The organism is Clostridium transplantifaecale, assembly GCF_900626075.1.
Taxonomy (GTDB): Bacteria; Bacillota; Clostridia; order Lachnospirales; family Lachnospiraceae; genus Otoolea; species Otoolea transplantifaecalis.
Genome location: NZ_UYZY01000003.1, coordinates 93,878 through 107,588 on the forward strand (window position 1 = coordinate 93,878; position 13,711 = coordinate 107,588).

12 protein-coding genes, 1 tRNA gene and 1 riboswitch are annotated in these 13,711 nt (G+C 48.4%); of the genes, 8 read left to right on the forward strand and 5 right to left on the reverse strand.

Translation table 11 applies throughout. From position 1 onward, the window contains the following. Positions 1–12: 12 nt before the first annotated feature. The 5 genes from EJL91_RS12035 to EJL91_RS12055 all read left to right on the forward strand — a co-directional run bounded on the left by EJL91_RS12035 (position 13) and on the right by EJL91_RS12055 (position 3,593). Positions 13–504: a VanZ family protein gene (locus EJL91_RS12035; protein ID WP_125142230.1), complete on the forward strand. Its 492-nt coding sequence runs from the start codon at positions 13–15 to the stop codon at positions 502–504. Continuing rightward, positions 486–1,280, forward strand: coding sequence for a tRNA pseudouridine(38-40) synthase TruA (gene truA / locus EJL91_RS12040; protein WP_125142231.1), 795 nt, complete (start codon positions 486–488; stop codon positions 1,278–1,280). Before EJL91_RS12035 ends, truA begins: the two co-directional genes overlap by 19 nt. 45 nt (positions 1,281–1,325) lie before the next feature. After that, positions 1,326–1,916: an RNA polymerase sigma factor gene (locus EJL91_RS12045; RefSeq protein WP_125142232.1), complete on the forward strand. Its 591-nt coding sequence runs from the start codon at positions 1,326–1,328 to the stop codon at positions 1,914–1,916. Further along, positions 1,913–3,394 (forward strand): anti-sigma-I factor RsgI family protein, encoded by a 1,482-nt coding sequence (locus EJL91_RS12050; RefSeq protein WP_125142233.1) that lies wholly within the window; start codon positions 1,913–1,915, stop codon positions 3,392–3,394. The genes EJL91_RS12045 and EJL91_RS12050 overlap by 4 nt, the downstream gene beginning before the upstream one ends. A 126-nt stretch (positions 3,395–3,520) precedes the next feature. Continuing rightward, positions 3,521–3,593 (forward strand) — tRNA-Gln (locus EJL91_RS12055). 184 nt (positions 3,594–3,777) lie between these two features. Here EJL91_RS12055 and EJL91_RS12060 read toward each other — a convergent pair. From EJL91_RS12060 to ribD, 5 genes are all read right to left on the reverse strand, one after another. After that, on the reverse strand, positions 3,778–4,806 hold the full coding sequence (locus tag EJL91_RS12060; protein WP_125142234.1) for a threonine aldolase family protein: 1,029 nt from the start codon (positions 4,804–4,806) through the stop codon (positions 3,778–3,780). A 249-nt stretch (positions 4,807–5,055) separates the two neighbouring features. After that, positions 5,056–5,523, reverse strand: coding sequence for a 6,7-dimethyl-8-ribityllumazine synthase (ribH, locus tag EJL91_RS12065; RefSeq protein ID WP_125142235.1), 468 nt, complete (start codon positions 5,521–5,523; stop codon positions 5,056–5,058). Between the two features lie 20 nt (positions 5,524–5,543). After that, positions 5,544–6,743 (reverse strand): bifunctional 3,4-dihydroxy-2-butanone-4-phosphate synthase/GTP cyclohydrolase II, encoded by a 1,200-nt coding sequence (locus EJL91_RS12070; RefSeq protein WP_125142236.1) that lies wholly within the window; start codon positions 6,741–6,743, stop codon positions 5,544–5,546. 12 nt (positions 6,744–6,755) lie between these two features. Beyond that, entirely contained in the window at positions 6,756–7,403 is a 648-nt protein-coding gene (locus tag EJL91_RS12075) for a riboflavin synthase (RefSeq protein WP_125142237.1), read from the reverse strand. Beyond that, positions 7,384–8,490 carry a bifunctional diaminohydroxyphosphoribosylaminopyrimidine deaminase/5-amino-6-(5-phosphoribosylamino)uracil reductase RibD gene (gene ribD / locus EJL91_RS12080; protein ID WP_125142238.1) on the reverse strand — a complete coding sequence of 369 codons (1,107 nt, stop codon included), beginning with the start codon at positions 8,488–8,490 and terminating at the stop codon, positions 7,384–7,386. Before ribD ends, EJL91_RS12075 begins: the two co-directional genes overlap by 20 nt. 200 nt (positions 8,491–8,690) lie before the next feature. Beyond that, a riboswitch (FMN riboswitch) is annotated at positions 8,691–8,830 on the reverse strand. A gap of 581 nt (positions 8,831–9,411) precedes the next feature. Between ribD and uvrB the strand changes: the two genes are divergently transcribed. From uvrB to feoB, 3 genes are read left to right on the forward strand one after another with little or no spacing between them, the layout of a single operon-like run. Continuing rightward, complete coding sequence (gene uvrB / locus EJL91_RS12085) at positions 9,412–11,400, forward strand: excinuclease ABC subunit UvrB (protein ID WP_125142239.1); 1,989 nt, start codon at positions 9,412–9,414, stop codon at positions 11,398–11,400. Positions 11,401–11,456: 56 nt separating this feature from the next. Further along, on the forward strand, positions 11,457–11,717 hold the full coding sequence (locus tag EJL91_RS12090) for a FeoA family protein (RefSeq protein WP_125142240.1): 261 nt from the start codon (positions 11,457–11,459) through the stop codon (positions 11,715–11,717). Further along, the gene (gene feoB, locus EJL91_RS12095) at positions 11,714–13,711 is read left to right on the forward strand and encodes a ferrous iron transport protein B (protein WP_125142241.1); all 1,998 of its coding nucleotides are present in this window, start codon (positions 11,714–11,716) and stop codon (positions 13,709–13,711) included. Before EJL91_RS12090 ends, feoB begins: the two co-directional genes overlap by 4 nt.

The following is a 13,711-nucleotide window of genomic DNA, read 5'->3' on the forward strand; positions in this document are numbered from 1 at the left end:
GCAGTGACTTTTGTGAAAAAAAAGATGATTTGGCATGTCCTGTTATTTGCCTATATTATATTCATATTTTCAAATTCTTTGACCCCGGCGGACGAATCGTCTGCAGAGAGCGGCTTTGTGCTCCGTCTTGTCCATCAGGCAATCAATGCAGTTGGGCTCAGCGCCCCATGGCTGACGGAACATATCATTCGAAAATGCGCCCATTTTGGAGAATATACGGTTCTCGGCATCCTTCTGTTTAAAAGTATGAGGAATCTGGATTTAGGCGCCGCAGTCCGAAGGCAGATCCACATGCTCTTCATATTTTTCATCCCCTTTGTGGATGAGACACTTCAGCTTTTTACGGAGGGACGTTCCGGACAGATCAGCGATGTGTGGCTCGATATGAGCGGTGTTATTACGGGAACAATTTTGTACCTCTGTATGTGTTTACTCGTAACAGGGAAAGCTGAAAGAGGAAGGAAAGAAAAGAACGGGGAGAAACTTTGGAAGACAAAAATATAAAAATTATTTTACAATATGACGGCACACGCTACGACGGCTGGCAGAAACAGGGAAATACCGTGCAGACAATCCAGGGAAAGCTTGAAGCCGTCCTGGAACGGATGGCGGGGTGCCCGGTGGAAGTCCATGGTTCGGGCCGGACGGATGCGGGCGTCCATGCGCTGCGTCAGGTGGCTAATTTTCATCTGCCTATGTCATATTTTAGAGGGAAAGAAAATTCCTCCGCTTTGGCGTCCGTTAAAAATTATCTGAATGAGTATCTGCCGGAGGATATCAGAATCCTGGATGCACAGGAGGTGCAGCCCCGGTTTCACAGCCGCCTGAACGCCGTTTCAAAGACTTATATTTACCGGATCGAGACGGCGGAGAAAAAAGATGTATTTGAGCGCAAATACAGATACGGATTGGGAACCATGCCGGATCTGGAGGCCATGAGAAGAGCGGCGGACCTTCTGATTGGAACCCATGACTTCAGGGCATTCTGTTCGGTTAAGAAGATGAAGAAGACCACGGTTCGGACCGTCAGCCGGATTGACATCCGCAGGGAGGGGACACAGCTTGAACTTCTGTTTGAGGGAAACGGCTTTCTCTATAATATGGTTCGGATTCTGGTGGGGACGCTTCTCGAAGCAGGACTCCACGAGCGGAGCGTAAATTCTGTCAGGGAGGCGCTTTTAAGTCTTGACAGAAGTCAGGCGGGAAAGACGGCTCCTGCGGAGGGACTGTTTCTGGCAGACGTCGCATACGAAGAAAAAATTTCCCAAAGTATGCAATAAGAAACGGATCCTTTGCATTAAACTAATAGAAAGGAAATTTAGTCCATGTTTTTGATGGGGATATTTACAACCCTGGAAGAGGCGGTCGCTTATGATAAGATGAGCGATGAGAAGCTGCTTTTACGCGTTGCCACAGGTGACCGGGAGGCGTTTCAGAGACTCTATCAGAATACGGATAAAACCATATATGGCTTTATTCTGTCAATCCTGCGCAGTCCGCAGGACGCGGAAGAGATCATGCAGGAGACTTATTTAAAGATATGGACTTCTGCAGGAAGCTACAAGTCCCAGGGGAAACCGCTGGCCTGGATGTTTACGATTGCCAGAAACCTCTGCTACATGAAGTTCCGCGACCAGAAAAGGGAAGCCGATATAGGTCTTTCTGACCTTTCAGAAGGCGAGATGGGGGAATTCTGCCCGCAGATAGAAGACGCGGCGGATAAGATGGTGCTTCGCACAGCGCTCCAGATCCTGAATGAAGAGGAGCGGCAGATTGTGCTGTTACATACGACAGCAGGCATGAAACACAGGGAAATCGCGGCGGATCTCGAGATGCCGCTTGCAACTGTGCTGTCTAAATACAATCGTGCCATGAAAAAATTACAGAAACATCTGAGAGAGGAGGGAGAACATTGACCGATCACTCAGACTTACAATGGAATAACGATGAGATAGCAAAACATCTGAAATCGGCAGTGGACACCCTGACTCCCGATGTACTTGATAAAATTGATCTGACCACCCCCCAGGATATCTATACCGGACCGTCCAAGGTGACGAGGATATACCGGAGGATGCGCACTGCGGCAACCGTTATGGCCGCCTGCCTGTGCGTGGCTGTTTTAGGCGGAGGAGTTGCCAGATATCAGAACAGCCGGATCGATTCCGTCGTCGGCATTGATGTCAATCCGAGTATTGAACTTTCAGTCAACCGCAACGACAAGGTCCTGAAAGCCGAGGCGCTGAACAGCGACGCAGAGGAGATCCTGGATGACATGGATCTGAAGAATGTGGATGTGGACATTGCGGTAAACGCTCTCATCGGTTCCATGGTACGTCATGGTTATCTGAATGATTTGGATAACGCAATTCTTGTAACCGTAGCCAACGACGACAAGAAGAAAGCTTCCGAGCTGCGCCAGGATGTTGTTGTGGACATCGAGGCATCACTGGAAGAACATAAAGTACAGGCTGTAGTTTACGATCAGCAGGCCCCGGTTTCCAACGAAGTCAGGGAACTGGCCCAGGAATACGGAATTTCCTATGGAAAAGCATATTTCCTGCAGGAACTGATTGATGAAAATGATCTGGGCGAAGAGGATATGAAAGAATTCGCCGGGATGACGATGGAAGAGATTGCAAAGGAAATCACCGAGCGTTCCTACACCGTGCGCCGCGATGACAACGATGCAAATGAAGAGACTTCCGAGAAGAGCAGCGCCGATCACACAAGCACCGCCGCCACCAGGGCGGAGACTGCCGTCTCCACACAGGAGAGCCTGACCGAAGAAGCATCATCTTCCGAGACGAACGCAGAGACACAGCGTCCATCCACGGAACCTCACACCACCGCTCCGGCAGGAACGACGGAAACGGCCGAGGAGACGGAAGAGAGCAGTTCGGGGAAAAAGGCCAAGATCGATTATGTGGATTTTGAAGACGGTAAGCTGAACGTTGTATTTAAAGGGAAAGTCAAGTGGAAGAATCCAACTGTGTCCGTGAAGGATGAGAACGGGGGAAGTTATTCGGCGATGATAACCGATACCAGTCCTGACTCCTGTGAGATTACTATCAAGGGTCTGGATGGAGGAACCGACTACGAATTTATCCTGGCCGGCGTAGCCCCAAGGGACGGCGGTTCCTATGCAAGCATTACGGGATACTTTGATACACCCGATATTGCCGATGAGGTGACAGACGGGGATGACGAAGACGAGACGGAAGAGACTGAGACAGTCAAACCGACAGAACCTCAGGAAAGTGCATCCGTACCATCCGATACACCTCCGGCGCCGGAAACACTCCCTGTCACAGAACCGGAGAGCCAGACCACCGCTCCGGCAGGTGATCAGACCAGCCCGCCTGCCCAGATTGAAGCGGGTACGGGACAGTGAAGGGAACGAATTCAACATTTTGTTTAAAAAATTACAAAAAATGCTAAAAAAGCCCTTGACGAAATCTGGTAATATGATATAATAGATTCCGCAGCCAACAAAAAATGGTTGCGGAATTTTAAATATTGGGCCATCGCCAAATGGTAAGGCAACGGACTCTGACTCCGTCATTTTCAAGGTTCGAATCCTTGTGGCCCAGCTAACAGAAAGAGGGAAGCCCTGCATCGCATATGTGATGCAGGGCTTCTCTCTTTCTGTATATTCTATTTGTACTCTATTTCTATTCTCTTTCTGTATATTCCATTTCTGTATATTCTAGTTCTATATATTTATATAGGAAAGTTCTTGGAACTCTCCTATATAATATAAATCCCTTTGGTCGGTTATTTCATACAATCTTTTAAATATGTTACGAAGCCGCGGACCGCTTTTTCCGGAGTTGCCCATGAGGTGACAAAGCGGATCGCCATATCGCCGTTGTCGAATACCCGTTCCGTCTCATAGGTGTATTCTTCCGCCAGTTTTTCTGCAAGCTGTCTGCTGACAATCGGGAATATCTGGTTGGAGGAGGTATCGGACAGGAAGGAAAAACCGCAGTCCTTAAAACCCGTTCTGAGAATTTCGCTCATATCGTTGGCATGTTTGCCCAGCTCATAATAAAGTCCGTCGGTGAAGAGCGTTTCAAACTGCAGGCCCAGGAGCCAGCCCTTTGCCAGCATCGCGCCCCTTTGTTTTAATTGGAAACGGAAGCAGGATTTCAGTTCCGGATGGCAGATTACCAGCGCCTCCCCAAACAATGCCCCATTTTTAGTTCCGCCTATATAGAACATATCCGTAAGCTCTGCCAGATCTTTCAGAGTGAGATCATTGGCGGAACTGGTCAGAGCCGAAGCCAGCCGGGCGCCGTCCAGGAACAGATAGAGATGGTTCAGGCGGCATAAGTGGCTCAGTTCCTCCAGCTCCTGTTTTGTATACTGTGTCCCCAGCTCTGTTGTATTGGAGATATAAACTAATTTTGGTAGTACGGTGAACTCTGCGTTGTGTTTTTTTAGCATCTGTGCGACGTCGGAGGCATGAATTTTTCCGTCGGCTGACGGAATTGTGAGAATTTTATGGCCGGTCGCCTCCACGGCACCTGTCTCGTGACAGTTGATGTGACCGGTTTCAGCGGAAACCACAGCCTCGTGCGGGCGCAGAGCCCTTGCAATTGCCAGCAGGTTGGTCTGGGTGCCTCCCGGAATAAAATGGACGTCGATATCACTGCGCCCGCATTCCTTTTTAATCAGAGCGGCGGCGCGCTCACAGTGGCCGTCTTTTCCATATCCCGGATTCTGCTCCAGGTTTGTATTCATCATCGCTTCCAGTACGCGCGGATGGGCTCCTTCGCTGTAATCATTGGCAAAACTGTACATGTTATATTCCTCCTGTTGTCTCATCATTTTCTGCAATAATTCCTCTACCTGATATGGAGTCCGGCGCTCGGCCTCTTTTGCAATGACAGTCCGAATCGGCCGCTGGTGCCGTCTCTCTGTGTAGAAGATCCTATCCCTCTATTTTGAGTGCAGAAGGGGAGGTTGTCAAGTGGAAAACAGGGAATAGAAGGGAATGGTAATCAGGGACGGCAAAAGGAGACGCAGCGCTTTAATGTAAATCTACAGCCCCTATTTCTTTATCTCACGAATTAAATTTATCATTTCAATCGCACCTGCAGCACAATCATATCCTTTGTTCCCTGCCTTGGTTCCAGCCCGTTCAATAGCCTGCTCAATATTCTCGGTGGTCAGTACGCCAAACATAACCGGAAGGCCGCATTTTAATGAAACAGCAGCAATGCCTTTTGATACTTCATTGCAGACATAATCATAGTGGCTGGTAGAACCTCGGATAACTGCGCCCAGGCAGATGACTGCATCATATTTTCCGCTCTCCGCCATTTTCGATGCGATCAATGGGATTTCAAAAGCCCCCGGAACCCATGCAACCTCAATGTCCTCCTCCTTTACATCATGACGGAGCAATCCGTCCATGGCGCCGCCTAACAGCCTGGAGGTGATAAATTCATTGAAACGGGCGGCTACAATTCCTATTTTGATTTCCTTCGATACAAGCTTTCCCTCAAATGTTTTCATAACGGTTTCCTTTCTTTCATCTAATACTTTAAAATGTGACCCATGCGTTTTTGTTTTGTTTTCAAATAAAACAGATCATGGGAGGTGGCATCCATCTGAATCGGCACGCGTTCCGTGATATCAAGTCCAAATTCTGCAAGCTGATAGATTTTATCGGGATTGTTTGTTAAGAGACGTATACTTTTTACACCCAACGCTCTTAAAATCTGGGCGCCGATATAATACTCCCGCTGATCTCCGGCAAAGCCCAGCGCTAGATTTGCATCAAGCGTGTCCATACCCTGTTCCTGCAGTTCATAGGCTCTCAGCTTATTGATCAGGCCAATTCCACGGCCCTCTTGGCGCATATAGAGCAAAATTCCACGTTCTTCTCTTTCAATTTGAGCCATGGCGGCAGCCAATTGCTGACCGCAGTCGCAGCGCAGAGAACCGAATGTGTCCCCTGTTAAGCATTCAGAATGGACGCGGCATAAAACATTTTTTCCATCGCCGATATCTCCCCTGACCAGAGCCATATGGTGTTCCCCATTTAAACGGTTTACAAATCCATAGGCCATAAAATCACCATATTTTGTAGGCAGTTGTACAGCAGCCTTCTGGTCAATCAGCGTTTCATGGCATTTTCTGTAATTTTGTAAATCGCGTATTGTAATAAATTTTATGTCCCATTTTTTCGCCAGCTCCATTAATTCGGGAGTACGCATCATCGTTCCGTCCTCCCGCATAATCTCGCAGCACAAACCGCATTCTTTCAAACCGGCCAGCCGGCATAAATCAACAGTTGCTTCGGTGTGGCCGTTTCGTTCCAGTACACCATTGGGTTTTGCTAAAAGTGGAAACATGTGTCCCGGCCTGCGGAAATCTTCCGGTTTTGCATCATCCGATACGCAGCCTATGGCAGTTATAGAACGCTCTGCAGCAGAAATGCCGGTGGAAGTCGTTACATGATCGATGGAGACGGTAAACGCAGTTTCGTGATTATCTGTGTTCTGCGTTACCATTTGAGGAATTTTCAGCTTTTCTATGTATTCTTCTGACATGGGCATACAAATCAGGCCTTTGCCGTAGGTTGCCATAAAGTTGATATTGGCGGTTGTGGCATATTCCGCTGCGCAGATAAAATCTCCTTCATTTTCACGCTCCGGGTCATCCGTTACAAGAATTATTTTTCCGCTGCGAAGCTCATCAAGCGCTTCTTCGATTGAGTTGAACTGTGCCATTACTTTTCCTCCTTAAAATCCGTGTTGAGATAGAAATTCTCTTGTTAGTGTGCTTTTTTTCTTCTGTTCTTCAGCAGGAGAGAACAGCTTTTCTACATATCTGCCTATCAGGTCTGTTTCCAGATTGACAATATCGTTTTCCTTTCGTTCTTTTAAAACCGTCCTGCTTACTGTATGAGGAATAGCTGAAATAGAAAAGTCAGTTTGCGTGACCGCTGCAACAGTCAAACTGATGCCGTCTATGGTCACAGACCCTTTTTCTACAATATACCGCATAAGTTCCGGTTTTGCCTGCAGCGTAAACCAGATGGCGGTATCATCACGCTGTATACGGACAATTTTTCCGACTCCATCCGCATGTCCTGCAACAATATGACCGCCAAAACGACCGTTTGCCGGCATGGCACGCTCCAAATTGACATGACTTCCCTGTGCCAGATCCGCCAGGGCGGAACGGTTTAAGGTTTCGTGCATGATATCTGCGGAAAATCCATTGGGATACAACTTCGTAACAGTTAAGCAGATTCCGTTTACTGAAATACTGTCACCAATCCCTGTATCCTCCAGAACTTTTTTAGCGCGGATTAACAGTACGGCGGAATTTTGGCCGCGTTTTATTTGCTCCACCGTTCCAACTTCCTCAATAATCCCGGTAAACATCGCTGACCACCTCACTTTCTATCAAAAAGTCATCACCCAAACGTGTCCATGTACTGTTTTTCAGGTGGTATGCATTGGCAGGGGATTCAACACCCATCCCTTCTATCGGTGTCTTAGAAGCCTGGCCGCCAAATAGTTTTGGAGCGATATAGGCCTGTATTTTCTGTACAATACCGCTCTCTAAAGCGGACCAGTTCAGTGTGCCGCCGCCCTCCAGCAAAATGCTGTCGATTTGTTCCTGTCCCAGCTGCGTCATAAGGTGCCTCAGATCTACATGTCCGTCTTTTTCCCTCAGACGCAGAATGCGGCATCCGGCTGACACATAAGCAGACTGTCTTTTGGCATCTGGGCAGCAGGTTGCAAAGATAGTTGGAATCTGCCTTGCAGTCGTGACCACCTGTGCCGTAACCGGTGTACGCAGATGGGTGTCGCAGATGATGCGGATTGGATTTTTTCCTCCGGCGATGCGGCAGGACAGCATTGGGTCATCGGACAATACCGTCCCCGCACCAACCATAATAGCCGAATAACGATGCCTCTGCTCCTGCACATGATTTCGGGCGGTTTTTCCGGTAATCCATTTGGATGCACCCGTATAGGCAGCGATTTTTCCATCCAGCGTCATGGCATATTTCATCACCACAAAAGGACATCCGGTCTTAACATAGTGAAAAAACACTTCATTAAGCTGCTTGCAGTCTTCCTGAAGAACGCCTTCCGTTACTTCGATACCATAGGCCCGCAGGATTTGAATTCCTTTTCCGCGGACCAGCGGATTGGGATCCTCAGAGCCAACAACGACCCTCTGGATGCCGGCTTCTAAAATGGCGTCCGTGCAGGGAGGCTGTCTGCCATAATGGCAGCAGGGTTCCAGTGTGACATACATTGTCGCACCCTCAGGCGATAATTTACAGGAATCCAGCGCATTGCGCTCTGCGTGGGGCTGTCCGTATTTTTCATGCCAGCCCTGCCCGATGACTTCTCCGTCCTTTACGATAACAGCGCCAACCATAGGATTTGGCGTAACCCATCCGCAGCCCTTTCGGGCAAGCTGCAGAGCTAACTGCATATACTTTACATCGTTCACAGGTTCACCTCCATAAACAATGAAGAGCACGCTTCGCGAACTTTTCATTGCCACTCAATAAAAATGCCCTGAACAAAATCGTTCAGGGCAATGCAGAAAGGGCACAGGCCTGCACCTGTGCAAAAATAAAACTCCGGAATGTAAAAAACAATCCAGAGCACGCTTTCTGTACACAGAATGGTATACTCCATCCTGTGCATAATGATCTTCTTCTATCCAGACTATACTGTCGGTTTTGGACTTTCACCAAATCCTGACTTGAACCTATGTCAAGTCCTGCGCTCTCGCGCTCGCGGACTATACCGCCGATCGGGAATTTCACCCTGCCCTGAAGATTTTATTCAATTCATGAAATATAGTATATATATCTGCTTTGTCTTTGTCAAGTGAATTTGCTTGAGAAAATTCTGACACAGATGGCAATAAGATTGTTTTGTCAGACATATGGGCTGTGATTGCCGGAGAACACGGCCGAATAATATTAGTATGATGTTTCAGCGGAAGATGATCTTATGAAAGTGAATAGAAAATGGAAAAATGTAGCCGAAGAAAAAAGAACAAATGTTCCGCCTTGTGGCTATACATTTTAAACGTACCATGTTATAATTTTATTGTTCTTTAGGAATACTGATTCCGCCGGCTTTTATAGAGTGCGGTGGTGCTTCCGGCGGCAAGCTGCTGATGATTGAAAAGAAAGAATGAACTTTATAATTGAATATATGTCTGCGTATAAAGAAAAGATAAAAATGGTAAATAAGGGTAACATATAATAAATAATTATAGTTTTAATAATTAACATCCGCAGAAATTTGAAAGTTCGTCTATAAGCCCGCTTCCTGAATACGTGGTTTATGCATTATTATGAATTTCTGCCTAATAGCCGAACTTTTTCACTAGTCACCAAGGAGGTAAAACTGCATTATGGAGTTTAAATTACACAGTGAATTTCAGCCCACCGGCGACCAGCCGCAAGCCATCGAGCAGCTGGTGCAGGGCTTCAAAGAAGGCAACCAATTCCAGACGTTACTAGGGGTTACGGGCTCTGGCAAGACCTTTACCATGGCCAACGTCATCCAGCAATTACAGAAACCGACCCTCATTATCGCCCACAACAAAACCCTCGCTGCCCAGCTATACAGCGAATTTAAGGAGTTCTTCCCCGAGAACGCGGTGGAGTATTTTGTGAGTTATTATGATTATTACCAACCGGAGGCTTATGTCCCGTCCACCGATACCTACATTGAGAAGGACTCATCCATCAACGATGAGATAGACAAGCTGCGCCACTCTGCGACGGCGGCTTTGTCTGAGCGGCAGGATGTTATCATTGTCGCTTCAGTTTCATGTATTTATGGCCTGGGAAGCCCCATAGACTATAAGGAGATGGTCATTTCACTGCGTCCCGGCATGATTAAGGACAGGGATGAGATCATCCATAAACTGATCGACATCCAGTATACGAGAAATGATATGGATTTCAAGCGAGGCACCTTCCGCGTCCGCGGCGACGTGCTGGAGATCTATCCGGCCTACTCGGGCGGAGACGCCTACCGCGTCGAGTTCTTCGGCGATGAGGTGGATCGAATCACCGAGATTGACACGCTCACCGGGGAAATTAAGACCCAGCTGGGCCACATCGCCATTTTCCCGGCCTCTCATTACGTTATCCCGAGGGAGAAGATGGAACTGGCGGCAACCAATATTCTGGAGGAACTGAAGGTCCGTGTGGAGGAATTCAAGAGCGAGGATAAGCTCCTTGAAGCACAGAGGATCTCAGAACGTACGAATTTTGATGTGGAGATGATGCGTGAGACGGGATTCTGCTCGGGAATTGAGAACTACTCCCGTCACCTGACCGGCTCCCTTCCGGGAGAGCCGCCGTGTACCCTGATCGACTATTTTCCGGAAGAGTTCCTGATTATTGTCGACGAGTCCCATATTACCCTGCCGCAGGTGCGCGGCATGTACGCCGGTGACCGTTCCAGAAAAACCACGCTGGTCAACTATGGATTCAGGCTCCCGTCAGCCCTGGATAACCGGCCTCTCAACTTTTCAGAGTTTGAAAGCAAAATTGATCAGATGATGTTTGTGTCCGCAACCCCATCCAAATATGAGGAAGAACACGAGATGCTGAGGACGGAGCAGATTATCCGTCCTACGGGTCTTCTGGATCCGCCGATTGAAGTGCGTCCGGTCGAAGGACAAATCGACGATCTCGTATCAGAAGTGAACCGGGAGGTGGAGAAGGGTAATAAAGTCCTGATTACAACGCTGACGAAGCGCATGGCCGAGGATCTGACGGACTATATGCGCGAGGTGGGAATCCGTGTGAAATACCTTCACTCCGATATCGACACCCTGGAGAGGGCGGAAATCATCAGGGATATGCGTCTTAATGTGTTTGACGTCCTGGTCGGAATCAACCTTCTGCGCGAGGGGCTTGATATTCCGGAGATTTCCCTGGTGGCAATCCTGGATGCGGATAAGGAAGGGTTCCTGCGTTCGGAGACTTCCCTGATTCAGACGGTCGGACGTGCCGCCAGAAACTCGGAAGGCCATGTTATCATGTATGCCGACAACATCACGGACTCCATGCGCGCCGCCATCAGCGAGACGGAGAGAAGAAGGAAGCTGCAGCAGGAATATAATGAAGCACATGGAATCACGCCGACCACGATTAAAAAAGCGGTCCGTGATTTGATTACGATATCCAAGGCAGCAGAGGGAATCACGAACGAAGTGACCAAGGATCCTGAGTCCATGAACAAGCAGGAACTGGAGAAGATCGTAAAGGAGCTGACAAAGAAGATGCACAAGGCGGCAGCGGAACTGAACTTCGAGGAAGCCGCCGCGCTGCGTGACCGGATGACGGAAATCAAAAAAATGCTTCTGGAGCTGGAAGATAATTGACAAGGCCTGACGGGACGGTTACAATTGATAAAGCGATAGGGGAGGAGTGACTAACCATGAAGCTTTATGAAGGCGAAATAGGAAAAAGTTACATTGTCCAGGAAGTTATGATTGAGGAGCGTCTGACCAGGCGTCTGGAGGCTCTGGGAGTCAATGAGCATACAAAAGTAACCGTACTGAATAAGAAGAAAAGCGGAACCCTGATTATCAACGTCAGGGGAACGAGACTGGCTCTGGGCCAGAAAATAGCCGATGGAATCGAGATCAGAGAAGCAGCGTCGGCACAAGAACGGAGTCAGGGAGGGAACCGGCTATGAATGCAGCAAACGGACAGATAACAGTCGGTTTTGTCGGAAACCCAAACTGTGGAAAGACAACACTGTTTAATGCTTTTACCGGAGCCAAGCTGAAGGTGGCCAACTGGCCCGGCGTTACGGTTGAGCGCGTGGAGGGGGAGACCAGCTATAAAGGACGGCCCATCAAGGTAATCGATCTGCCGGGAATTTACAGCCTGACCTCCTACACGATAGAAGAGCGGGTCACCAGAAAATGCATTGAAGATAATGAAGTGGATGTGATTATCAATGTGGTGGATGCATCGTCCCTGGAGAGAAATCTCTATCTGACGCTGCAGCTTTTGGAACTCAAGAAGCCGGTTATCCTGGCCCTTAATATGATGGATATCGTGGAGGACCGCGGTATGGAGATCGATCTGCACCGTCTGCCGGAGATGTTAGGGCACATTCCGGTGGTACCGGTGTCAGCCAGGAAGAGGACGGGACTGGATGTCCTGATGCATGCCGTTGTACACCACTATGAGGAGGAACCCCAGGGAGTCGTTGTGCGGTATTCCGACGCGATAGAGGACAAAATCGCCAAGATAGAAGTAGTGCTGAAAGCGCACTTCGGCAGGCTTGACAACATGCGCTGGCATGCTATCAAGATGATGGAGTATGACGAAGAAGTCTGTAAGGACCACCCTGTGGACTTGAGTGATATCATCGATAAAAATTACGAGAAGAATATTATCAATGAAAAATACGATTATATAGAAGAGATTATTGATGAATGCCTGTTTAACAAAGCGGAAAAATCGGCTTTTACCGACAGAGTGGATCAGATTATGACGCACCCTGTATGGGGAATCCCCGTTTTTCTGGGAATCATGGCCCTTGTATTTTTCTTCACCTTTACGGTCGGGGATTTCCTGAAGGGGTACTTTGAGAGCGGCCTGAACTGGTTTTCAGCCTCGGTTCTTTTACTTCTCCAAAATCTCCATGCCACCGACTGGGTCATCTCCCTTGTAGTGGACGGTGTCATTGCCGGTGTCGGCGGAATCCTTACCTTTCTGCCCAACATATTTATCCTGTTTCTGGCTCTGGCTTTTCTGGAAGACAGCGGATATATGTCGCGCGTCGCTTATGTTATGAATGAGACGATGGGAATGGTGGGGCTGTCCGGCAAGGCATTTCTTCCGATGCTGCTGGGATTTGGCTGTACGGTTCCTGCCGTCATGGCGACGAGGGCTTTGGAGAGCGTGAAGGATCGAAGGAGGACAATCCTGATTACTCCGTTTATGTCCTGCTCGGCCAGACTTCCGATTTACGTCCTGTTTTCGGAGATGTTTTTCCCGAGGAAAGCGCTTTTGGTGGCCTACTCCCTCTATGTCATCGGACTTGCCGTGGCGATTCTGGTTGCTTATATTGTACATAAGAATTCCAATGAAAAGTATGAGAACATTCTTCTTATTGAGCTTCCTGAATACAAGACGCCGAACTTGAGGACGGTTACCATCTATGTGTGGGACAAAGTAAAAGACTATCTGACCAAAGCCGGAACCACAATTTTTATTGCGTCCATTATTCTCTGGTTTATCCTGAATATCGGACCGTCCGGTCTGATCAGCAATGTCACCGACAGCTTTGCGGCAATTATCGGCCACAGCCTGGCCCCGATTCTGGCGCCGGCCGGACTGGGAAGCTGGCAGATCGTAGTGGCTCTGATTTCCGGTATATCGGCGAAAGAAGTGGTCGTTTCCAGCTTCTCCGTACTGTACGGAATTAATAACATCAACTCGGCAGCCGGTATGACACAGCTTCATATCATGCTGGGCGGCGCGGGCTTCGGGGGAGTCAACGCTTATGCATTGATGATATTCTGCCTTTTATATACGCCTTGCATTGCTACGATAGCGACAATCAGGAGAGAGACACAGTCCACAAGATGGACCCTTCTGATGATGGCGTTCCAATTGGCGGTGGCATGGACTGCTGCGGTCCTGGTGTTCCAGATTGGCAGCAGAATATTCTAA

Bases quoted from the DNA above. Each gene is read 5' to 3' on its own strand.
- EJL91_RS12045 (WP_125142232.1), top strand. From the start codon at position 1,326: ATGTTTTTGATGGGGATATTTACAACCCTGGAAGAGGCGGTCGCTTAT.
- EJL91_RS12060 (WP_125142234.1), bottom strand. From the start codon at position 4,806: ATGTACAGTTTTGCCAATGATTACAGCGAAGGAGCCCATCCGCGCGTA.
- ribH (WP_125142235.1), bottom strand. From the start codon at position 5,523: ATGAAAACATTTGAGGGAAAGCTTGTATCGAAGGAAATCAAAATAGGA.
- EJL91_RS12070 (WP_125142236.1), bottom strand. From the start codon at position 6,743: ATGGCACAGTTCAACTCAATCGAAGAAGCGCTTGATGAGCTTCGCAGC.
- EJL91_RS12075 (WP_125142237.1), bottom strand. From the start codon at position 7,403: ATGTTTACCGGGATTATTGAGGAAGTTGGAACGGTGGAGCAAATAAAA.
- uvrB (WP_125142239.1), top strand. From the start codon at position 9,412: ATGGAGTTTAAATTACACAGTGAATTTCAGCCCACCGGCGACCAGCCG.
- EJL91_RS12090 (WP_125142240.1), top strand. From the start codon at position 11,457: ATGAAGCTTTATGAAGGCGAAATAGGAAAAAGTTACATTGTCCAGGAA.
- feoB (WP_125142241.1), top strand. From the start codon at position 11,714: ATGAATGCAGCAAACGGACAGATAACAGTCGGTTTTGTCGGAAACCCA.